The organism is uncultured Campylobacter sp. (assembly GCF_937997535.1).
GTDB lineage: Bacteria > Campylobacterota > Campylobacteria > Campylobacterales > Campylobacteraceae > Campylobacter_B.
The window spans coordinates 1-20,879 of the sequence record NZ_CALKTT010000038.1 but is presented as its reverse complement, the minus strand read 5'-3'; the positions used below and the strand labels follow the sequence as shown (position 1 = coordinate 20,879).

Genomic DNA, 20,879 nt, shown 5'->3' with positions numbered 1-20,879 from the left:
GAAACGATAGATAAATTTTATGAAGTGAAATTTAGCCGTAGCGAAATGTGGCGCAGGAAAGTATAAGCTTTGATTAAAATTTATCTATCGTAATTTACGGTGCAGTTTTTACTGTATCGGCATAGAATTTTAATTTGGAATTCATCCATCATACCGGCTTGCTTTTCTAGCTGGAATTTTTACGTCTTGCCTACGTGCCGCATATTTCGCAATAAAATTTTAAAATTTGCTTGGGTTGAAATGCTGTTTTGTATTATAGAATTTTGCGGTATTTTAAAACTATTTTTCGCCAACTTCTACGATTTTGCTTAGCACGTATTGTTCTAGCTCGCGTCTAGGCACGTCGTTTTTGAGCGCTTCGTTGTAGATATTTTCGACTACGCGGCTGTATTTTTCGTAAGGAAAGTAGAGAAAGTGGTTCGCCCAAGCGCGTTTGATGAGCTCGTGGGTTAGCTTTTTTCTAGCCCACGCTTTAAAGCAATCAAAGCCGATAAAAACCGCCGACGTCGCTATGATCGTAAATAAAATGGAGAAGTGAAAGTCGATCTTTTCAAACATCGCGTGCGTCAGCGTTATCAAAAACATAACGCAGACGAATGCGAAGCAAGCGAAGATAACGTAGGATTTGCCGTAGTTAAATTTAAAATTTAGCTTCGAAGGATCGACGAGCATTCCGTCGTTAAACTCGGCGTTGGCTTCGAGCAGATCACGGAAAAGCACGGGTTTATGCGATACATGAAACATAATATCTAAAAGTCTATCTTTAAAATTTGATTTATCCATCGGAGCTCCTTCGATTTTTGCGGCATTATATCTTAAATTAAATTGTTATAAGATAAAATAGCGCGAAATTTCAAGGAGCGATTATGTTTGAAATCAGCGGAATGAGCGGCGACGAGATAATCTATATTAACGGCAAATTTTGCAAGGCCAAAGAGGCTGCGATAAGCCCTTTTGATCGCGGTTTCGTGCTTGGAGACGGCATCTATGAAGTAGCACCCGTGGTAAATTCTAAAATTTGCGACAGAGCGGATTTTTGGGAGCGCTTTGAGCGCAGCGCCGCGCAGATCGAGCTGAAAATTCCATACTCACGTGAAAAGTATGAGGAAATTTTATATGAGCTCATCGCGCGTAACGGCGTGAGCGAGGGCGCTTTCTACACTCAGATCACAAGAGGCGCGGCGATGCGCGATTTTGATTACGTCCGCGGCATAGAGCCCAGCGTATTTGCCTTTGTATATCATACGCAAATTTTTGATAATCCGCTCGCAAAAGAGGGGATCGAGATCGTGAGCCTGCCCGAGATCCGCTGGCATAGGCGCGATATAAAATCGATCTCGCTTTTAGCTCAGTGCATCTTAAAGCACGAGGCCCACAGGGCGGGCGCTTATGAGTGCTTTTTGATCGAGGACGGGCTCGTTACCGAGTGTTCGAGCTCCAGCGCATTTATCATCAAAGATGACGTTCTGATCACGCGGCCGCTTTCAAACGACATACTGCCCGGTATCCGCCGCAAGGTGATCTTGGGCCTTGCCGAGCAGGCGGGGCTTCGTGTGCAGCAGCGAGCGTTTGGAATGAGCGAGGTTTATGAAGCCGATGAAGCCTTTATAAGCGCGGCGACGCTGATGCTGCTGCCGATCGTAAAGGCAGACGGCAGAGCGATCGGCGGCGGTGTGGTCGGTAAATACGTACCGCGCCTGCGCGAGATGTACGCCGCACGGCTAAGAGCCGAAGCGGGACTGTAATAAGGCGATCAAATTTAGCCCGTAAATTTAAACGATACGGGCTGATTAAATTTTGCTTTCTAGCTCGCCGGTTATGCGGCCTAGCTCGCTTACTAATTCTAAAATTTCAGCCAGTTCGTATTGGTGAGCATATGTCGTTCCGGTTGTTGGAGGTATGCTAAATAGCTCTGTTTCGAAGCGATTCGGCGCGCCGTTTAGAAATAGGTAAAATTTATTATCCATAAATGCCGCGCTTATGCTAAATTTATGGTAGTATCGCTTTAGCTCGTTTAGTCGCTCCATCAGCGCAGGCGTCAATAGATATCGAGCTTCGACCTTGTCATCAGCAAACACGCGAAATTCGCTATTAAAAATGACATTGTCCATTAGCTCCTTCTCGCCTAAAATTTTTGTATTTAGCTCGCGGCTCGCCAAGATGGTTTTGGTGTAAAATCTCTTGCCGAATTCGCATATCAGCACGCTGCCGTTAAAATCCATATACGCATCATATAAGCTCATCGCAAGCGAAGCTAGCTTCACATAAGTATTGTCTATGCCCAGATCGTAGTTCTTTTTGATTCTAATCACCTCGCTAAGGCTAAATTTTACCCCATCCCATTCGCCTTTTATCTCATCTTCGCTGATAAAATCGGAGTTCGCAAAGATCCCCGCTCGCTTAAATTCCTTCGCGTTTATGCCGCGGCCTGGTGAATAAGTAAGCTGCGGATATGCCTGTGAGATTGCCGTGCGCACCAAAACTTTTTTGTAAAATAGTTTATATTTATAAGCGGCGTCCGCAATGCCGTCGTAAATGCAAGCAACATAAATAATCAAAAGCACCGCGTAGATAAGATAGACTTCGATCATCTTGTAATCCGTATCATCGTCTGTTTTAAATACCGCATCGATCGCAAACATTATGATAAACGGAAACAGATACAAAAATGCTATCTTGGCATAGATCATCACTACCTTGCAAATACACTTTTTCTGTTTGGCTCTACTTAGCGCTATCGCTCTTTCTAGCTGCATGCGTTTCCTTAAATTTTTTGATCCGAAATTTTATAAAATTCGTTCTCTTGATAAAATTTCACCACGGCTTCGTCCGCGCTTGCGCTGCGCTGCAAATACCGCAGCAAGGGTTCTGGGCGCGTATATATCACGCCCAGCCCCGCAAGGCTCGTCGCACGCGAAAGCGCCACGTAGAGCTGCCCCTTGGCAAAGATCCTGTCGATGTCGCAGATGAGCTGCGGGATGCTCATGCCTTGGGATTTGTGGATCGTGATGGCGTATGCGAGCTTGAGCGGGAACTGATAATACCGCGCCAGCACGATCTGCTCGGCATCCGCGCCGCTTGCGGCGATTTCGCTTAGTTCGTATGTTTGCAGCCCCACGCGGCTTAGTATGCCCGAGGGCTTTTTTACGACCACGCTTTCGATCTCGTCGCAGGAGCTTTTTTCGATCTTTTCGACGACGCCTTGTTCGCCATTGAAAAACTCGCCGCTTTTATTTGCGGTAAACAGCACCTTTGCGCCCTCTTTCAGCGTCAGACTTTGCGGCGTATTTAGCGAGGCGATCCATTTTTGAATTTTTTGCTCGCTCACTCCGCTTTGCAGCGCTTCATAAACGCCCTCAAAGCCGCTTTGCGGCGCATTAAGCTTGGCTAGTCTGGCACTATTTATCGCATCTACTTCGGCGTTTCGGCCCGAGATTATCGTAGCATCTGGTTCTGCTCGCGCAGCATCGATGATCAAAGATCGCATCAGCTCCGCCGTCTGCTCGCTTGGGGTGCCGAGCCGTAGCTCGCAAAGCAGGCGGTATAGCGCCGCATCCGCGGTGCGCTTGGAGCCTATCATCTCGACGTAAAAAAACTCGCACTGCCTCCACGCGTAGGAGCCGAAGGCGTAATCCGAGTCGCTAAATAGGCTTGCGTGCGGCGCACTCTCGCCCTCTTTGCGCACCGGCGGAAGCTGATAAAAATCGCCCGTAACGAGCAGCCGTCCGTTAAATTTAGAGCTTGAAATTCTAAGATAGATCATCTCGAAAAGCTCGGCGCCGATCATCGAAATTTCATCGATCACGATGAGATCCGCGAGGGCTAAAATTTTTCGCAGCTCACTTAGCTTGCCGCTTTGTTTGCGATCGAAGCTTTTTAACTCCTCGTGGTTTTTGCAAATGCCGAAGCGAAAGAAGCTATGCACGGTCACGCCGCCGATCTCTACGGCGCTGATGCCGGTGCTGCCGAGTACGATGACGAGCTTGCCGCGAGCGCGGTAATCCTCGATGAGCTCTTTTATCACGTAGCTTTTGCCTACGCCTGCGCCGCCCGTGATGAAAATATTGCGATCTTTTAGCTTTTGGATGATGAAATTTATCAAGTTTTTTCCTATTTTTTGGCAAAATTATAGCCAAAATTTTTTAAAAGGCATTTTGTTTGAAACGATTAGTATCTCTCATCTTCGCGGCTTTAATCCTTGCAGGTTGCAGTAAAACCGTCCATAAATTTATCCCGGAAAATCCCGCGGTTTTAGATCTTGATTACGCTCAAAACAGCGAGCGGTTGCCGGCTCCTGCGTCGGTGCAAAACATAAGCGGAAGCGCGTTTAAGAGCCGCTATTTTAAAATTTGGTTTGACGATGCGCCGATTAAGGCCGAAATTGATACGTTTTGGGGGCTTAATTACGCCAAGGGACGCCACTTTGACGCCGCAGGCAGGATATATAACGACGCGATCTATCAAAGCATCCGCATAAATGCGAACGAAGAGGCGTTCGGACTAATATCTGAGCCCGCTATAACGGTAAAAAACGCGCTGCTGCGAAATATCCCAAGCGATCTGCCGATTTTCGGCGATCCGAGCGAGCCGGGGGAGGGCGAGCCGTTTGATTACGCCGCAAATTCCGCCGTGAGCGTGGGCTATCCGCTGCTGCTGTCGCATTACAGCAGAGACGGCGCGTGGGCGTTCGTGCGCAACGACGGCGTGTGGGGCTGGATCAGAAGCGACGCGATAAAGCGCATCAGTCCCCAGCAGGCGGATATCTACGCAAATTCTAAATTTATAACGATCCTGCGCGACGGCGCCGCCGTCTATGACGAAAATGGCGCGGAGCTTTTTAGGGCGCGCACAGGCACGATCCTGCCGTATGATTTTAGCGGCGAACGCGATCTTGGCGGTACGCTCGGCGTGCGGAGCGTATTTAGCGGCGAAATTTTAACCCAGTTTGGCGCCAAGAGATATTTCGTTAGCGCGGATGATGCGAGGCTTTGGCCTGCGCCGCTTGATGAGCAAAACTCAAAGATCGTAGCCGCTAGCCTGCTCGGGCAGAAATACGGCTGGGGCGGATATAAATTTCTTCGCGATTGCTCGCTTATGACGAAAGACTTTTTGGCGAATTTCGGGCTGTGGCTGCCGCGAAATTCTAAGGCGCAATCGGGCCGCGGCGAGCGTTTTTCGCTGGCAGGGATGAGCGCGGATAAAAAGCTTGAGCTCATCGGCAAAAACGGCGTAGCGTATAAAACCCTGCTGTATATGCCCGGCCACGTGATGCTCTACGTAGGACAGGTGGATGGCAAGCCTGCGGTGCTGCACGATATCTGGGGGCTTCGCACGATGGATGGCGGACGCGCGGTCATCGGACGTACGGCGATTACGTCGCTTACTATTGGCTCAGATCGCGCGGACATCGCCGAGGATCGCCTGCTAATCTCGCGTATCAGCGCGATGAGCGTGCTTTCGGGCGAGGATGACGCTATTTTGGACGATCGGTTCGCTCCTGAGGATCCGGGCGCCTTATCTGCGTATGCGAGCGGAAATTAGCGGCACATACAGGTTAAGCGTGAATTGAGCTTTGCTTAGCAGCTGCTGTCGTAATTGATTTCGCTGTTTATGGAGTCTCACGCACTTGACGGACACCGCAGTGCCTGCAATCGTAAATTTAAAATGGCGTTTTTAAATACCGACTATTTTAAATTTAGTCTAGATAGCGAACGAATTTGAAATTTCGGGCTTAAATTTAGTCTAAATTTAAGCCTATATCTTGCATTCCTTAAAATTTTGAGCGAAATTTTAAAATTAGCCCGCAAGTCTAGTTAAAATTTTAAAGCGTTATCTAAATTTACGCTTCTGCTTTAAAGCTCAATCGCGCGCCGTTCTCTTAAAAGAACAAAAAATATCTCGGCGTCTTGCGTTTATACTTTAGATATTCCTGTCCGTAGGTTCGCTCGCAGTAACGCTCCTCGCCGAGAACCACGAGATGATTATATATGGCAAAGGGCACTATCGCTATTAGTAGCCACAGCGACGCCGAAGCGACGCAAACGCCAGCCATGCCGAGGAAATAAAAGAAATACATCGGATTGCGCGATAGGCGGTAGATGCCGCCTTGTGCGGCCTTGTCCGCAGGAGTCGCCGCATAGTCGTAAAACGCCTTGATGAAGCCCGCAAAAGCCGCTATATAGATCACCGCTCCGATCCAAAACCACGCGCTGTCCGTCTTAAGAGGCACGAACACCGACAAAATAAGCAGCGCTACTTGCAGCAGCGAGCTTATGATCGCATTTCGCTTGTCCGCGAGCGTGTACCAAGAGATATCGGTGGCGCGCTTGCCGACCTCTTTGTAGATAAACATATACGCGAACTGTATCAGCACCATCGCAAATGAGGGTATCCAAGCGCCCGCTAGAGAAGGCTCAAGCGTCGTAAAAAATGAAATTTCCATGACCGCTTCCTTTGCTTTAAATTTTATCTTGCAGCTTTGTTTTGCCCTTGTTTGCTTGTCGTTGCTTTGTCCTTTTTCACCCGCCGTGGGTTTAAATTTTACTCCGCCTCGCGCCGCTTATTCGGCGCGCTCTTTGCTCGGCACGCCGCCCGTTAGGGATGTCGCTTCGGTAAGGCAATACGATAGCGACGCCGTCATTTAGGTATCGACGCGCCGAGCAACGATGGGATCTGCGCTTTATGTGGACGGCATCCGCACTTCAACGCGCCAAAATGCGAGATAGCGGCGCTTGTTTTGACGATACGATCGACGCTCGCCCGTATGACTGACGATTTGTATATTCGGTGTCGAGATAGGACAGGCAGTCTGCTCGGCGCCGATGTGCCGCCGCACAATGAAACATTCTGTGCCGATGTATCCGCCACCTACTAAACGATGAGCATTCGGCACAGATGTTGCCTGCTAGGTGTAGCGCCGATGCCGTTCGTTTGGTGCCGCGTTTTATTTACCCTCCGGATTGAGTCCTTTTAAGATATATCCGAATTCCGCGTCGCTTAGCTCGTAATTCATAAATTTTTTATAAAACGCCTTCGTTTCGGCTTTTACGTCGATGTCGGCAAAAATCTCCGGCTGGATGGTTTTCGCCGCCCATAAAATTTGAAGTACCGTATCCGCGCCGTATCGATCCCAGTTGAAAACCCCGCGCGGATTGCCGTAAACGCGTCCGTTTTTGACCGCATCCGTGCCGCTGTAGATAGGACTTGATTTGATTTTCTCTACCGCATCTTCGTTGTGATCGCCGCCCACGATTATGATCTGCGGGTTGCTCGCGATGATCTCCTCGGCAGTGATGGTTTTCATCGGACCTTTTGTGGCGGTGATCGCATTCGTTCCGCCGGCCAGCTCTATCCACGAGTCGATCAGCGTGCCCTTGCCGTCGATCTTTAAAAGATCGCTTCCGCCTACGATGTGAAGGACGCGCGGGCGCTTATCGGGACTTAAATTTGCGGTGCGGCCGCTAACCAAAGCGATATTTTTATCGAGATTTGCGATCAGATCCTTCGCTCTTTGCGGGGCGTCGCCGCCTAGCATATCGCCGCACATCCTGATGCTGCGCCTCATCTGCTCGTAATCGCTAAAGCTCGCCTTTAAAACGGTAAAGCCCTGCTTAGCTAAATTTTCGCCCGCTAGTGCGGTTGAGACGATGACTACGTCGGGGTTGCGGCTCATCAGCTCCTCTAAATTTACGTCGTTATTTTTTAGCAGTACTGGGATCTGCGCTAGGCGCGGATAAATTTTAAGAAACCATGCGTTTTTGCTGATGTTATCGGTGGTGGCGACGATCTTGTCCGCTCCTCCTAGGGCTAGTAAAATTTGATTGTTCGAGTGCCAGAGTGCCGCGATGCGCTCAACTTTTGCGGGGATTTTGACCTCGGCTCCGTCCATATCCTTGATAGTTCTAAGCTCTGCCGCGCTCGCAAAAAGCGCACCCGTCAAAAGCAGTAGTAAAAATTTTTTCATTTTTTCTCCTAAAAGGTATTGAAATATATGCCGCGATATTACAAAAAACCTCATTAAAATTGCGTAAATTTTAACTGCCGCCGTCGCGATTATTTATTATTTTTCAAAGTAAATTTTTATATAATCCATTTTAAATTTAGCATTTTTAAAGGAGAGAAAATGGGTGAAATTTTATATTTGATAGGCGCCGCCGTCGGGGTTTTAATCGCGCTTTTTATCATCGTGCCTCTGTTTTTCAGGCGTATTGTGGAGACGAACGAAGTGCATATCGTCCAAAGCGCGCGCAAGACGACGAGCTACGGCAAAGATACCGGTAACGGCAACAGCTATTATGAATTCCCAAGCTGGGTGCCGGTGCTGGGCGTTACGAAGATCATTTTGCCGGTCTCAGTCTTTAGTATCAAGATCGAGGATTACGAGGCGTATGATCTGGGCAGGCTTCCTTTCGTCGTCGATATCACGGCGTTTTTTAGGATTATGGATTCAAATTTAGCCGCGCAACGCGTCAATAATTTTGAGGATCTTAACAATCAGCTTAGGAATATCATTCAAGGCTCGATCCGTTCGATCCTTTCGAGCCGCGTGCTTGAGGATATCTTGCAGATCCGCTCCGAGCTCGGAGATGATTTTACTAAGGCGGTAAAGACGCAGCTGCAAAACTGGGGTATCGAGCCCGTCAAAAATATCGAGCTGATGGATATCCGAGATAGCAGCGGCAGCAAGGTCATCTTAAACATCATGGAGAAGAAAAAATCCCAGATCGAAAAGGAAAGCCGCGTCGAGGTCGCAAACAACACCAAGCTCGCCCAGATCGCCGAGATCGAAGCCGCGCAGGCAACCGAAGTGCGCCAGCAGGAAGCCAATAAGATGGTAGGCCTTAAAACCGTCGAAAACGAGCGGGAGGTCGCGATCTCAAAGGAGCAGGCCGAGCAGCTCATCAAGGATCAGCAAAAGATCACGCAGGAAAAGGCGATGGAGGTCGTGCGGGTAAACGACGTCAAGCAGGCCGAGATCAAAAAACAAGTAGAGATCGTAAAAGCCGAGCAGGAGCAGCGCAAGATCGAGATCGACGCCGAAGCGCGTAAAAACGCCAAGATTCGCGACGCCGAAGCGATCAAGGAAAATCAAATTTTAGTAGCGCAGGGCGATAAAGAGAAGCAGTTTCTCGCCGCCGCGGCGCTTTTGGAGATGAAGGATAAAGAAGCACAAGGTACGCTAAAGATAGGTTCTGCCGAGGCCGAGGCGCTTAGACTGAAGGAGCTTGCGCCGGTAAACGCACAGATCGAGCTCGCGCGCGAGATCGGCGAAAATCAGGGCTATCAGACCTATCTCATTTCGATCAAACAGATCGAAGCGAACCGCGACATCGGCCTAGAGCAGGCCAAGGCGCTAAGCGCGGCGGATCTTAAGATCATCGCAAACGAAGGTAGCGTGGGCGAGGGGATGAGTAAATTCGGCGAAATTTTAAGCGCCAAGGGCGGCACGCAGCTAGCCGCGATGCTTGAAGCGCTAAATCAAAGCGAGGTCGGCAAAAAGGTGCTGGATAAAATTTCGGGCGCTAAGGAGGGGGATAAATCCGAGTAATATTCGCAGCGTCCTGGGCGAGTAGAATTTTAAATTTATACGCTAGCCGCGCTGCGGGCAAGAGTAAAATTGAGTAATAGCTGGTGGCGAGATTATTGCGCTCTTGATAGGAGCAAAATTCTGGGGAGTAAATTTTGAGTGATAGCTAGTGGCACAGCGCGGGCGAGCAAATTTGAGCGGTCTGCCCGTCCGGGCGGTTTGTCTGCTCGCGTCGGATAAAATTTAAGATGCTAACGGAATTTTAAAGATTGTGAAATTTCAAATACTTGCGAAATTTCGAATTTCGATGGAATTTAAAACGTCGTAAAATTTTAAAATGCCGCGGAATTTTAAATATCGTGAAATTTAAATGCTATGGAATTTCAAACGCCAGTAAAATTTCAAACTCTCTCGAGCGAGCATTTAAAGCGGCGCTGTATCGCAAAACATCGGTAGGGCGCCGAAACTGCGGGTAAATTTTATGAAATTCGCAAGTCGAGGGCAAAATTTCGGCGTTGATACATAACGCTCATAGACTACGCTTGGCGGTTATCATTTGCCGCCAAATGTTTGGGTTTTGCCATCTAACGGTCAAATTTTGCCGCCTGCGAGGCTAAATTTATTCGGTTCGGATGAAATTTAAGAAGCGCGAGCCGTTGGCGGCAGTGTAAAATTTAACCCGCCCGCATAAAATTTTAAGGAGCGCATAATGGCAAACGCCGTAAATTCCGCGCAGTACCAAGCGCGCATCAAGCAGGCGGAAGCTCTTTTCGAGGGGCAAAATTTTACCCGGCGTCAAACGATAAATTTAAGCGGCGGATATGAGATCGCAAAGGACGCATATAGGCTCGGCGCGACAAGCTTTAGCGGCGGCGAATACACGCTGTTTGATGCTCGCAAAACGCAGATAAAAAGCTGGCGCTGTATAGACGATCGGGCGGAATTTTTTAGCCTGATCCGCCACGCAGACGGCAAATTTTACCTCGTTTTTCGCCAGGATCTATACGGCTACAGCGTGCTTGATCTAGCCTCGGAGCAGATCATGCGCTTCGTGCCGGGCGCCTGGCTAGACGGCAAGGAGAGCTTCATTTGGGACGGCGTGCACTATCTGCGGGGTTGGGACGCGCTGGCCGTGGACGGCTGCTACTGGGCGGCTCCAAACGGCGTGCATTTGGTGAGCTTTGCCGAGCCGATGAGTGAAGAGCAGAGATATGTAGACGTTTTAGACTGCATGCAGGGCGGTTACGACATCTACGAGCAGGCTGATTTTGCGGGCTTTGAGGATAATGAACTGAGCCTAAAATGCTTTCGCGCGGATACCTTGCGATATGAAAATATAAAAATTTCGCGCGAGCGCTACCGCGAATGGATGCGCGAAGCAAAGCGGCTCTAAGCTTTAAATTTGCTAAATTTCGCGCCTAAATTTAGACGCTTGCAAGCGGCGAAATTTAATGACGAGCCGCGAAAAAAGTGGAGTTCGGCTAAACCAAAGGGGCTGAAATAAGGAATAGGGATGTTTTTTGAATACATTTTAATCGGCGCCTGCGTAGGCTTTATCAGCGGATTTTTCGGCATCGGTGGCGGCACGGTCGTGGTGCCCGTGATGATGCTCTTCGGCTACGACGTCAAGTACGCCATCGGCATCAGCATCATGCAGATGATATTTAGCTCAATCTTCGGCTCGTTCGTAAATTTTAAAAGCAAAATGCTCGACGTCGCGCCGGCGCTGGTGCTGGGGCTCGGGGGCTTTTGCGGCGCGCTTAGCAGCGGCTTTATCGTAAGCTATTTCTCCTCAAAATTTCTACTTGGCACGCTCATTTTGGTGCAGATTATAAATTTAATCAAACTCTTCAAAACCCCGACCGAGCCCACTGGCGAGGCTAACGAATCTAAAATTTTGCTCTTTATCGTGGGGCTGTTCGTCGGCGCCGTGGCGATCAGCGTGGGTATCGGCGGCGCGGTATTCGTGATGCCTATTTTGATCAGTTTTTTAAACTACGACATCAAAAAGGCCGTCAGTACGGGGCTATTTTTCGTGATATTTTCCTCAAGCGCGGGCTTTATTAGTCTTGCCGCGCACGGGCTCGTACACTACGAAATCGGCGCGTTGCTCGGCGTCGGCTCGCTAGCGGGTGTTTATGCGGGCGTCAAAACCTCGCACAAGATCGGCAAAAAGGCTCAAAAGCGCTGGATGATCGCACTTATCGTTACGATACTTTGTATAACGGTTAGGAAATTTTTGGCTTTGAGCTAGGCGTGCTTGCCGAATCGAAGCTAAAATCGGATCTAAATTTAGTCGCGGCGCCTTGCCGCTAAATTTAACTCAAATTTAAAAGGATCGTCAATGAACGAAGCTCAAATTTCGCTAGCGGGCAAAATTTCGGACTCGCTAAAGCGCCTGATCGCGGGCAAACTTGGCTCGCAGTACAAGGGCGAGGCGCCGTATTCGGGGTGTCGCGTGCAAGAGGGGTATTTTGATTTTTTGGGCGTGGAGTGCCGCGGATCGCGCATCAGGCTCTACCTTCACGACTTTGGCGCGGACAGCTTTAGAGCCGACGCGCCCGAGATAGACGAGCTAGAGCGCGAGGAGTTTGAGGCCATCGTCCCGCTTATCGCAAAGAGCGTGGAGGAGGAGTTTTTGGCTGAAGCGAATCTGCCGTTTTTTGCGTATAAGCTGAATCTGGCAGTCAAATTTGAAGGTGCGAGCGGTAGTCTGGCACAGCGCAGCTGCGAGCATAAATTTTACTTTGAAAACGCTGCGCGAAAAGTAGGGCTAAAGCGCAAAATGGATGATTATATAGACGAGCTCATCATCCGCCGCGATAAAAAGATCAAAGACGGCCGCGAGATTTTCGTGTTTATGGACCGCATTTTCGATCTTTCGCTTATGGATTACGACGAAGCGGCGCTTGCGGCGCTGCTTGAGCGGGTTATCGCCGCGGTGCAGGACGTCAAAAACAGGCGGCTTTTGGGGGATTTTATCATCGCGCTAGAGAATAATCTAAGGCGCTGGAAAGAGGAGAAATTCCTGCCGAAATTTTACGATATCAGCGATGACGGCTGGAGTAAAGATTACGAGCTTAAAAAGGATTTTACGCAGCAAAGCGTGGACGCGGGGGAGCTTGCGTTTTTCGTGCGGGCGGCGTTTTGGAATATCAAATTTAAGCGCTACAGTTGGGATGTGAATCTTGCGCGCAAGGATTTGGAGTGCGCGGCTAAAATTTTCGGCTCAGCTCAGGCGCAAAGCTATCTGGATCAGGGCACGGGCGAGCTTGAGGGCGAGCTAGTAAAATTTAAAGACGCGGACGTAGAGTGTCTAGCGAACGACGTTTTCGCGCAGGTTCGCGTGAAAATCAAAAATGAAACGGCGAGCGCGTATAAAAAGGCGCTAAATTTCATCGTAAGGCTTCTGCAAGCGGGCTTTTCTGCAAGCTACGCCGTAAAGCTTAGCTCCAAGGCGCAGAAAACTTATCTGCCGATCAAAGGCCTCGCGCCCACGTCCACGCACCGTTTTTTCGCCGCCGCGCTCGCGCATGGGCTCGACGGGGAGCTTGAGCTTTACGCGAACGAGGTGCTAAAGCACAAGTTTGAGTTCTATGCCGACACGGATGGCGAAAAGTGCCTGATGAGCGGCAGCTACGCAGTTTTTGGCCTTGCGCTAAAGAGCGAAAAATATTTTGAGCTCGCGCGGCGCTACTTTGAGACGGTAGATGCCGAACATCAGAGCGCGCATATAAAATTTATCGAGGCATTTATCGATCGCTACGGCATTAGCGAGCACAGTTTAGAGGTGATCGTCGCAGGGCTGCTGTCATATCAGGAGGATAAAATTTACAAAAGCTTGAAAGCGCTAATGAAGGGGCCTGCGAACAAGGCTTTGTTTCTGCGCGCGATCTCGGGGCTACAGGAGCACGAGAAAGAGAGCGCAGCGTATGCTGTGTGGGGGAAGGATTGGCAGAAAAATTTAAAGGGGTAAATTTGAGCACTATTTTATATTGGTTTTTGACTGAAATTCAAAGCGGGCAACAGTGCCTCATCGCTGTAAAATTTAGCAGACTTTTGAAAATTATAAAAATTTCGTTTAAGCGTAAAAAGCTTTGTTTCGGCTTAGGAACGGCATATCTGATTTTGTATTTGGCATTTGATTTCTTGCCGAAATTTTCATTTCATACGCCTATTTTTAATATTTTTTACGATTTTATCTACTTTGTATTTAGAGTTTCCGTGCCGCTATTTTTAGTCTATTTTTGCATAGACAAAAGCAAGCTTTTATTTGCAAAAAATCAAAATTTAACGCCACAATTTATGATTATCGCCGCTGGTTGGTATTTATTGGCTTTTTATCAATTCAGCAGAGGATATTTTTACTATTTTTATATTGCATCGCCGATTTTATTCTTAATTTTTAGGGTTAGGAGTGTAAATTTTATCCTGTTTCTCACGCTGATTTGCTTCGAGCTATTTTTTGATGCGTTTTACGATACGGGCGGTTTCTTAGCTTTTTTACTATTTTTTATGTCGATTCTTATGTGGTTTTTGTATGATAAAATTTTACGAATTTTATCAAAATTCGGCTTAGCGAGACCGGCAGAGAAAAGATCAAGATAAAGGAGAAAAAATGGCGATAGACGGGGTGAAAATTATCGATAGCGACGACGGATACGATATCTATTTGACTATCACAGAGCGTTACAAGGACGGCGAAGATGTTGAAACGATACTGCAAGATGTTTTGGCGCAGGCGGAAAATTTCTGCACCGATGAGCTTTATAGCGAGATTTATTGGACAGCCATAGCGTATTCGCTTTGGAAGATCGGTTTTTTAAATGATGAAATCCGCGAAAAAGCCCTTGCTATCATAAAAGGCGGCGCAAGCCAGATGTGGAATAAGGTCTTTGACGGATCTCAAAAGAGCCGCCAAAAAGCGCTCGATAAATTAGCCGTTCAGCTAAAAAGCGAAAACCCTAGACCGCTTAAACGGCCCAAAATTTCGAAGCAAAGAACGCCATATTTCGAGGAGGGCGACGTTTTGTCTATCCGGATACAGCAGGGATACGGCGTTTGCTTTGTCTCGGCGGTAGATCAAACGCCCAGGAAGCTTGAGTATCATCTGGCCTGCACCAGACTGCTGCAAAATGAGCCGCCTAATATGGATGATTTTTTAAAAAGCAAGATCGCAGGCTCGAAAAACGGCGGGTTTCTTAGAGCGGACCGCTGGTTTAATCATAAGGATTTAAAGGAGCTGCTGCCTTATCTAAAAAAGATCGGCAAGGTAAAATTTGCCCCGTTTAAATTAGGCGAATTATCTCCCGCGAAAGAATTGGAAGATTTTTATAATAAAATCACCGCAGATCCCAAAGTATGGGGCTTTAGACTAGTTGATACAGCCCGTTTCGTAGAGGCGGTGATCGAGGATATAAAAGGATGAAAGCGCCGTGCGGGAAATTTTAAAATTTAACCCTGGCTAAATTTTGTAAATTTAGCCCTCTGCGGTGGAATTTTATAAATTTAACTCTCCGTGCGCGCTTTGCTTTTTGAAATTTCATCGCTGCTTGCACTATTTAAAATTTTATCATTGCTTGCGGCGTCTTTCGCGAGCGATTTTTGAAATTCGTATTTGAAATAAAACATCCACACGAGCGGACAGAGGATTATTAAAATGGCGGCTACGACTTCGGCGGCTTGCGCATGAAATATTACAAATAAGGCACCTATGTAGTTAAGGACATAGGCAAAACCCCAAAATACCGCGTTTGAGCGGTCATTTGATATCTCGGTTGCGACCGAATAAATACAAATGCAAATTAGCGAGGCAATTAAAAAGGCCTCAAGGATGCCTAGTTTTTGGTAGTTTACGTCCGAAGCAAAATAACCCAGCGCGCAAGATGCCAAGATTATCGCGAATAAAATTTTGCGTAAAATTTTAAGCGATTTGACTTTAGGCGAAGCATAGATTATATGCGCGCAAAGAGCTATAAAATAGGCACCTGCGACAAAATCAAAAAATATGTAATAAGCGAATTCTCCAAATATCCCCAAATCATAGCCGCTTCCTAAAATTTTTTCATCTATGACATATAGCGCGCCGAATTTCGCCGCTAAAAACGCAGCCGTAAGCAGGATCGGATGTAGTAGCGCCCTGCCTGCAAGCAGGTCCGTGCAAATGTGCTTCAGGAAATTTATCAATCTTTTCACGCTAGGCTCCTTTGAGATTTTGCCTCTTGCGGCATCTTTTGTAAAATTTTCGCCTTTTGGTTTAAATTTGATCTTAAATCGGGATAAATTTTAGCTTCAGAGCTTTTAAAAATCGCTTAGCGGCAAAATCATAAATTTGCGCACCCGGGAGCGGGTCGCGTATTTTAAAATTTGCGCCGTTCAAATAATTTTTCTATCGCAAGCTGTTTGCGGGCGGGCACATATTGCAAAAGACGCGGATGAAATAGGGTGAAATAGGCTCATTCGTCCGTTTGTAGTATCTGGGAATTTTATTGATTTAAGATCGCGCGGCTGGCTTGTCTACGGCGAGGTTGCGCGCAAAAACGGCTAGCAGCGGGACTTGCGTGTACGCAGTGAGCCGATTAAATTTTAGTTTAGATAGTTAGCGCAGGTGCGCCCCTTTTCGCAGCGGATGCGAAGTAGGGCGCAAATTTCGTAAATTTTATAAATTATTTCGGCGGATCGCCTAGCTCAAAGCGTAAAATTTACGCACCTATAATCACAGCCGATAAAAGCCCCCATAAAATGGCTTCTATCGCTAACACTGAGTGAAGTACGGCCTTACTCATCGCTTCTCCTTTGTTTTTAATTTTATTATTTGCCAGACTCGGGCTGCTAGGGGCGTGCCCGATCGATCTATGGGCGGGATTATATAAGGTGATTGTGTTCTTAATGTGTCTTTTAAAATTTACGGCAAAAATTTTGCTACCTGTCGTAAAGTGCGAGCGAGCGGTAGATTTCAGGCAAAATTCAGCTACCTGTGTTAAGGCGCGGCAAATTTAAGCGAGCCTGCCGCCCGCCGTAATGCGCGGCAAAGTCGTAAAGGGCGGCAAAGTCGCAGCGCGCGGTAAATTTAAAGCAGAATTCCGACCTCGTCGCGGCGCGCGAGGCGTCCGCGGCAAATCGATATAAAATTTAAAGCAGAATTTTATGTGAATGCGGCGCGCGACACGCCTGCGCTTTTTTACGTCGTCAAAGCTTGCATCGGCGCGACTTCGCCTGTGGGGCGAAATTTTACGGCGAGCTACGAATTGCAAGACGCAGCTCATCCGTACCGTCTTGATCTGAAATTTAAAGCGGAATTTTAACGCGCGCCTCGGTTCCGATGCCGGGTTCGCTTTCGTATTCAATCTGTCCGCCTAAAATATCGAGCGCTCTGCGTACGATGCTAAGCCCAAGCCCGCTACCAAGCTGTTTGTGCGATTCCTCGCACTGATAAAATCGGTCAAAAATTTTATCCAGCTTCTCGCGCGCGATGCCGATGCCCTCGTCTTTTACGATCACCTGCGCAAAACCATCGCAAGCGCGGCAACGGACGAAAATTTTACCGCTCGGGCGCGAGTACTTAAGCGCGTTTTCGATTAAATTTCTCCAAATTTGATTTAGCAGCCCCGCGTTTGATCGCACGCTAAGCGGCGATAAATCTAGCTCGAACTCGTGCCCTTCGTAGCTTTGGCTCAGCGATATGATGCATTGCCGCAGCTGCTCGTCGATACGTACCGCTTCATCTAGGCGCACCGCCGCGCCGCTATCAAGTCTCGTTAGCTTTAGCATATCGGTGCAGAGCTTGCTTAAGCGGTTCGCTTCCGCGCCGATGGAGGCTGCGTATCGCACCGCGCGCTCCTCGCTCACGCCGCTCTCTATCATCTCGCTTAATGCGGCGATCGAGGAGATCGGCGTTTTCATCTCGTGCGAGACGTTTGAGACGAACTCCTTTTGTAGCTGCTCGTGCTTTTGCAGCTTCTGCGCCATTTTATTGACGTTTACCACAAGCTCGTCCAGCTCGTGCATATAGACGTAATCGGTGCGGTGTCCGTGCAGCTTGCGCTCGGCGCGCGCCTCAAAATCGCCGTTTGCGATCGCGGTAATCGCGCCTAGTAGCCGCTTGATCGGGCGGAATAAAATTTTAAGTCCGAAGTAAAGCAGGGTAAAATTTAGCGCCATCGTGATTAGGCAGATGATCGCGCACAGCGCCACTCCGTCCCAAAAGCCGCCGATCTTGCCGCCGATGCCTATGTAAAAAAGCATGCAAACTGCAAAGCAGACGATGAAATTTATCACGCCGAATGCGAGCGAAGAGTAAAACGCGATGAAGCTTTTGAGGCTGATGAGGTATTTTTTCATACTCGCTCCTTTTTTACCGCTTTGTAGCCGAGCCCGCGCACGGTGATTATCTCAAAGTCCTTGGAGTTTTCAAATTTTGCTCGTAGCTTTTTGATGTGCGTATCGACGACGCGCTCGTCGCTGTCCGTTTCGTAGCCCCAAATTTCGCTCATTATCTCAAACCTCGTAAAAATTCTGCCCGCGTAGCTTAGCAGCAGAAACAAAAGACGAAATTCCTTCGGCGCCAGGCTTATCCGCTCGCCCGCCGCGCGGACGCTAAGCGTATCGTAGTCAAGCTCGCTTCCGCCGATGAGAAGCCGCTTTTCGTTCGCGATCTTTGCGCGTCTTAGCAGCGCATGCACGCGCAGCACGAGCTCTTTTAAATTTATCGGCTTGCTCATATAATCGTCCGCGCCGCTTTTAAAGCCCGTCTGCATATCCTCGATCTCGCTTTTTGCCGTTATAATCAGTATCGGCTGGCTCTTGCCGTCGCGCCTAACGTATCTGCTAAGCTCAAAGCCGTCCATCTTAGGCATCATCACGTCCGAGATGATCAGATCGAAGTGCGCCTCGTCTAACGCCTCTATCGCCTGCTTGCCGTCGAAGGCGCAGCTCACGCTAAAGCCCTCATCAAGCAGCTTTTCTCTTATCGCCGAGCTCAAAGCCTCGTCGTCTTCGACCAGTAAAATATTAAGCATCATCGCTCCCGTTTTGATAAATTTATGCGCTTAAATTTATACATAAAATTTTAAGAAACAATGAGATATTATACGTAAATTTTTTCAAGGAGTAAAGAATGAATTTCAAAAAAACCATATCGGCTGCCATTATTGCGGCTTCGGTGCTGACGCTATTTAGCGGATGCGCGAAAGAGAGCTCTCGCGTAGTGCAAACACCTACGGTAGCGAGTCTAAATACCAACTACTCTGGCGAGCGGATCGCCGTATCGGTAGGACGCTTTAACAATCAGTCCTCTTACAACAACGGCGTGTTCTCCGACGGTGAGGATAGACTGGGCAACCAAGCGCAGACGATTTTAATCTCGAATTTACAGCAAACGGGACGCTTCTCGGTGCTTGATCGCACGAATATGCGCGCCATCAAAGAGGAAAGTGCAATCTCTAAAACTGCACAAAATCTAAAAGGCGCCAGATACGTTATCACCGGCGACGTGACTGAGTTTGGCCGCAAGACGACCGGAGATCATCAGTTGTTTGGAATTTTAGGCAAGGGAAAGACCCAAACCGCGTATTCTAAAGTAAATTTAAACGTCGTGGACGTCAAAACGTCCGAGGTGGTCTTTTCGACCCAGGGCGCGGGCGAGTACGAGCTGTCAAACCGCGAAGTGCTAGGTTTCGGCGGCACTGCGGGCTATGATTCGACGCTAAACGGCAAGGTGTTAAGCCTAGCGATCATCGAAGCGGTCAATAATCTCGTAAACGGCCTTGAAAACGGCGCGTTTAAACTAAGATAAGGATTAAATTTGAAAGCGAGCAGTGTTCTTGCTCTTGCTGCTGCGGCCGTGATCTTTTGCGGCTGCGGCGGCGGGAGCCGGAATCAAATTTATTACTGGGACGGCAGCTACACGGACTCGACCTATCAGTATCTGAAGCAAGAAGGCGACGTAGGCGAGCAGATCGAAGCGCTTGAAAAATCTATCCAAAAGGCATACGAAAAGGGGCTAAAAGTCCCGCCGGGGCTTTATTCGCATCTGGGGCTTTTATATCTAAGCGCGGGTAACGGCGCGAGGGCGAGAGAGAACTTTGAAAAAGAAGCTCAGGCTTTCCCTGAATCAAAGCCGTTTTTGACCTTCGTTACAAACCCCGCCGCGCTTAAAAAAGCGGAGGCTGCGGCCAAGTCCGGCGCTGATAAAGCTCAAGGATCAAGCGGACGCGAAGCCACCAAAGCGGTCTCTGCGAAGCAAGGCAAAGCTGCCGCGAAGCAGGGCGGCAAAACGAATAAAAAGGCTAAAAAATGAAAAATAAAGCTCAAATAGCGATTTTTAGCGTATTCGTGGCGCTGTTTTTTAACGCGTGTGCTCTAAGCGAGCCTGAAATTTACGACTATTCGGCGCTTCAGCAGGCTAAGCCGCGATCGATTTTGGTGTTGATGCCGAGCAACGAAACTACCGAAGTGGACGCAGGCGCTGCCGTGCTCGCCAACGCGATCTATCCGCTAAGCGAGGCGGGCTATTACGTATTTTCACCCGCGCTCGTGCATGAGACCTTCAAAAATAACGGAATTTACGAGGCTAGCGACATCCAAAACGTCTCCGCGCACAAGCTAAGGCAGATTTTTGGTGCAGACGCCGTGCTGTATCTGAACGTCGTCAAATACGGCACTTCGTATATGCTTATCAAAAGCACGAACGTAGTGGCGGTCAATGCCAAACTTGTGGATTTGCGAAGCGGCGCGACGCTCTGGGAGGGCTCGGCGCAGGTCAGCGACGACTCGGGCGGAGGCGGTAACAATCTCGTGGGTATGCTGATCTCCGCTGTCATTAAGCAGGTTGGCGATACGATCACCGATGCGGGATACAAGCTTTCTGCAAGCGCGGATGCGATACTTTTGGGGCAGAACTGCAATAACTGCTTACTATACGGTCCGTATTCGCCGCATTACGGTCAGGATAGGCAGCTTGGCGGCGGCAAATAAATTTTTAAAAGGACGAAAATGAAACTAGCCGAGGCGCTGATACTGCGCGCAGATATACAAAAACGCATCGAGCAGCTAAAATCAAGGCTCGCGGACAACGCAAAAGTGCAAGAGGGCGAGAAGCCTAGCGAGGAGCCAAAGGCGCTGCTAGCCGAGCTGGATGCGCTCACAAACGAGCTTGAGCGGTTGATAGTTCGGATAAATTTAACCAACTGCACCGCGAAAGCTGACGGCAAGAGTCTAACCGAGCTAATCGCCAAGCGCGACGTACTCACGCTAAAAGCGGGTGCATTGCGGGCTTTCGCGCAAGCTTCCGCGCAAAAAGTGGACGTTTATTCGCGCAGCGAGATTAAAATTTTAAGCACGGTCGACGTCGCGG

At 48.6% G+C, this 20,879-nt stretch carries 21 protein-coding genes; 13 read left to right on the top strand and 8 right to left on the bottom strand.

Going from position 1 to position 20,879, the window contains the following annotated elements; translation table 11 throughout:
* Nucleotides 1–279: 279 nt before the first annotated feature.
* On the bottom strand, nucleotides 280–783 hold the full coding sequence (locus Q0117_RS03640; RefSeq protein ID WP_297922678.1) for a hypothetical protein: 504 nt from the start codon (nucleotides 781–783) through the stop codon (nucleotides 280–282).
* 83 nt (nucleotides 784–866) lie between these two features.
* On the opposite strand from Q0117_RS03640, the gene Q0117_RS03635 reads away from it, so the two are divergent.
* Complete coding sequence (locus Q0117_RS03635) at nucleotides 867–1,745, top strand: aminotransferase class IV (protein ID WP_297922675.1); 879 nt, start codon at nucleotides 867–869, stop codon at nucleotides 1,743–1,745.
* Nucleotides 1,746–1,790: 45 nt separating this feature from the next.
* Here the strand turns inward: Q0117_RS03635 and Q0117_RS03630 are convergent, their stop codons facing one another.
* Both Q0117_RS03630 and Q0117_RS03625 read right to left on the bottom strand, forming a co-directional pair.
* A complete protein-coding gene (locus Q0117_RS03630) occupies nucleotides 1,791–2,756 on the bottom strand; it encodes a DUF3137 domain-containing protein (RefSeq protein ID WP_297922672.1) in 966 nt (321 codons plus the stop codon).
* 8 nt (nucleotides 2,757–2,764) lie between these two features.
* Nucleotides 2,765–4,102: an AAA family ATPase gene (locus tag Q0117_RS03625; RefSeq protein ID WP_297922670.1), complete on the bottom strand. Its 1,338-nt coding sequence runs from the start codon at nucleotides 4,100–4,102 to the stop codon at nucleotides 2,765–2,767.
* A 56-nt stretch (nucleotides 4,103–4,158) separates the two neighbouring features.
* On the opposite strand from Q0117_RS03625, the gene Q0117_RS03620 reads away from it, so the two are divergent.
* A complete protein-coding gene (locus tag Q0117_RS03620) occupies nucleotides 4,159–5,541 on the top strand; it encodes an SH3 domain-containing C40 family peptidase (RefSeq protein ID WP_297922667.1) in 1,383 nt (460 codons plus the stop codon).
* A 337-nt stretch (nucleotides 5,542–5,878) separates the two neighbouring features.
* Here Q0117_RS03620 and Q0117_RS03615 read toward each other — a convergent pair whose 3' ends face one another.
* Both Q0117_RS03615 and Q0117_RS03610 read right to left on the bottom strand, forming a co-directional pair.
* A complete protein-coding gene (locus Q0117_RS03615; protein ID WP_297922664.1) occupies nucleotides 5,879–6,442 on the bottom strand; it encodes an isoprenylcysteine carboxylmethyltransferase family protein in 564 nt (187 codons plus the stop codon).
* Nucleotides 6,443–6,943: 501 nt separating this feature from the next.
* On the bottom strand, nucleotides 6,944–7,963 hold the full coding sequence (locus Q0117_RS03610; protein WP_297922661.1) for an ABC transporter substrate-binding protein: 1,020 nt from the start codon (nucleotides 7,961–7,963) through the stop codon (nucleotides 6,944–6,946).
* Between the two features lie 159 nt (nucleotides 7,964–8,122).
* On the opposite strand from Q0117_RS03610, the gene Q0117_RS03605 reads away from it, so the two are divergent.
* From Q0117_RS03605 to Q0117_RS03580, 6 genes are all read left to right on the top strand, one after another.
* Nucleotides 8,123–9,547 carry an SPFH domain-containing protein gene (locus Q0117_RS03605; RefSeq protein WP_297922658.1) on the top strand — a complete coding sequence of 475 codons (1,425 nt, stop codon included), beginning with the start codon at nucleotides 8,123–8,125 and terminating at the stop codon, nucleotides 9,545–9,547.
* A 688-nt stretch (nucleotides 9,548–10,235) separates the two neighbouring features.
* On the top strand, nucleotides 10,236–10,919 hold the full coding sequence (locus Q0117_RS03600; protein ID WP_297922655.1) for a hypothetical protein: 684 nt from the start codon (nucleotides 10,236–10,238) through the stop codon (nucleotides 10,917–10,919).
* A 120-nt stretch (nucleotides 10,920–11,039) separates the two neighbouring features.
* Nucleotides 11,040–11,780, top strand: coding sequence for a sulfite exporter TauE/SafE family protein (locus Q0117_RS03595; RefSeq protein WP_297922652.1), 741 nt, complete (start codon nucleotides 11,040–11,042; stop codon nucleotides 11,778–11,780).
* Between the two features lie 90 nt (nucleotides 11,781–11,870).
* A complete protein-coding gene (locus tag Q0117_RS03590; protein ID WP_297922649.1) occupies nucleotides 11,871–13,502 on the top strand; it encodes a DUF6138 family protein in 1,632 nt (543 codons plus the stop codon).
* 2 nt (nucleotides 13,503–13,504) lie between these two features.
* A complete protein-coding gene (locus Q0117_RS03585) occupies nucleotides 13,505–14,134 on the top strand; it encodes a hypothetical protein (protein ID WP_297922646.1) in 630 nt (209 codons plus the stop codon).
* 10 nt (nucleotides 14,135–14,144) lie between these two features.
* The gene (locus Q0117_RS03580; protein WP_297922643.1) at nucleotides 14,145–14,954 is read left to right on the top strand and encodes a hypothetical protein; all 810 of its coding nucleotides are present in this window, start codon (nucleotides 14,145–14,147) and stop codon (nucleotides 14,952–14,954) included.
* Nucleotides 14,955–15,034: 80 nt separating this feature from the next.
* Here Q0117_RS03580 and Q0117_RS03575 read toward each other — a convergent pair whose 3' ends face one another.
* Entirely contained in the window at nucleotides 15,035–15,721 is a 687-nt protein-coding gene (locus Q0117_RS03575; RefSeq protein WP_297922639.1) for a hypothetical protein, read from the bottom strand.
* A 953-nt stretch (nucleotides 15,722–16,674) separates the two neighbouring features.
* Here Q0117_RS03575 and Q0117_RS03570 point away from each other — a divergent pair.
* Nucleotides 16,675–16,830 (top strand): hypothetical protein, encoded by a 156-nt coding sequence (locus tag Q0117_RS03570; RefSeq protein WP_297922636.1) that lies wholly within the window; start codon nucleotides 16,675–16,677, stop codon nucleotides 16,828–16,830.
* Here the strand turns inward: Q0117_RS03570 and Q0117_RS03565 are convergent.
* Both Q0117_RS03565 and Q0117_RS03560 read right to left on the bottom strand, forming a co-directional pair.
* Nucleotides 16,814–17,866, bottom strand: coding sequence for a HAMP domain-containing sensor histidine kinase (locus Q0117_RS03565; RefSeq protein ID WP_297922633.1), 1,053 nt, complete (start codon nucleotides 17,864–17,866; stop codon nucleotides 16,814–16,816). The genes Q0117_RS03570 and Q0117_RS03565 overlap by 17 nt on opposite strands.
* Entirely contained in the window at nucleotides 17,863–18,543 is a 681-nt protein-coding gene (locus tag Q0117_RS03560) for a response regulator transcription factor (RefSeq protein WP_297922630.1), read from the bottom strand. The genes Q0117_RS03565 and Q0117_RS03560 overlap by 4 nt, the downstream gene beginning before the upstream one ends.
* Before the next feature lie 98 nt (nucleotides 18,544–18,641).
* Here Q0117_RS03560 and Q0117_RS03555 point away from each other — a divergent pair, with 98 nt between their 5' ends.
* From Q0117_RS03555 to Q0117_RS03540, 4 genes are all read left to right on the top strand, one after another.
* Nucleotides 18,642–19,319, top strand: coding sequence for a CsgG/HfaB family protein (locus Q0117_RS03555; RefSeq protein WP_297922627.1), 678 nt, complete (start codon nucleotides 18,642–18,644; stop codon nucleotides 19,317–19,319).
* 9 nt (nucleotides 19,320–19,328) lie between these two features.
* A complete protein-coding gene (locus tag Q0117_RS03550; protein WP_297922624.1) occupies nucleotides 19,329–19,823 on the top strand; it encodes a DUF4810 domain-containing protein in 495 nt (164 codons plus the stop codon).
* Complete coding sequence (locus tag Q0117_RS03545; RefSeq protein WP_177388409.1) at nucleotides 19,820–20,500, top strand: DUF799 domain-containing protein; 681 nt, start codon at nucleotides 19,820–19,822, stop codon at nucleotides 20,498–20,500. The genes Q0117_RS03550 and Q0117_RS03545 overlap by 4 nt, the downstream gene beginning before the upstream one ends.
* 18 nt (nucleotides 20,501–20,518) lie before the next feature.
* On the top strand, nucleotides 20,519–20,879 hold a 361-nt coding region (locus Q0117_RS03540), incomplete at its 3' end, for a DIP1984 family protein (RefSeq protein ID WP_297922621.1).

Bases quoted from the DNA above. Each gene is read 5' to 3' on its own strand.
- Q0117_RS03555 (WP_297922627.1), top strand. From the start codon at position 18,642: ATGAATTTCAAAAAAACCATATCGGCTGCCATTATTGCGGCTTCGGTG.
- Q0117_RS03590 (WP_297922649.1), top strand. From the start codon at position 11,871: ATGAACGAAGCTCAAATTTCGCTAGCGGGCAAAATTTCGGACTCGCTA.
- Q0117_RS03580 (WP_297922643.1), top strand. From the start codon at position 14,145: ATGGCGATAGACGGGGTGAAAATTATCGATAGCGACGACGGATACGAT.
- Q0117_RS03560 (WP_297922630.1), bottom strand. From the start codon at position 18,543: ATGCTTAATATTTTACTGGTCGAAGACGACGAGGCTTTGAGCTCGGCG.
- Q0117_RS03605 (WP_297922658.1), top strand. From the start codon at position 8,123: ATGGGTGAAATTTTATATTTGATAGGCGCCGCCGTCGGGGTTTTAATC.
- Q0117_RS03635 (WP_297922675.1), top strand. From the start codon at position 867: ATGTTTGAAATCAGCGGAATGAGCGGCGACGAGATAATCTATATTAAC.
- Q0117_RS03595 (WP_297922652.1), top strand. From the start codon at position 11,040: ATGTTTTTTGAATACATTTTAATCGGCGCCTGCGTAGGCTTTATCAGC.
- Q0117_RS03600 (WP_297922655.1), top strand. From the start codon at position 10,236: ATGGCAAACGCCGTAAATTCCGCGCAGTACCAAGCGCGCATCAAGCAG.
- Q0117_RS03545 (WP_177388409.1), top strand. From the start codon at position 19,820: ATGAAAAATAAAGCTCAAATAGCGATTTTTAGCGTATTCGTGGCGCTG.
- Q0117_RS03630 (WP_297922672.1), bottom strand. From the start codon at position 2,756: ATGCAGCTAGAAAGAGCGATAGCGCTAAGTAGAGCCAAACAGAAAAAG.
- Q0117_RS03615 (WP_297922664.1), bottom strand. From the start codon at position 6,442: ATGGAAATTTCATTTTTTACGACGCTTGAGCCTTCTCTAGCGGGCGCT.
- Q0117_RS03640 (WP_297922678.1), bottom strand. From the start codon at position 783: ATGGATAAATCAAATTTTAAAGATAGACTTTTAGATATTATGTTTCAT.
- Q0117_RS03610 (WP_297922661.1), bottom strand. From the start codon at position 7,963: ATGAAAAAATTTTTACTACTGCTTTTGACGGGTGCGCTTTTTGCGAGC.
- Q0117_RS03565 (WP_297922633.1), bottom strand. From the start codon at position 17,866: ATGAAAAAATACCTCATCAGCCTCAAAAGCTTCATCGCGTTTTACTCT.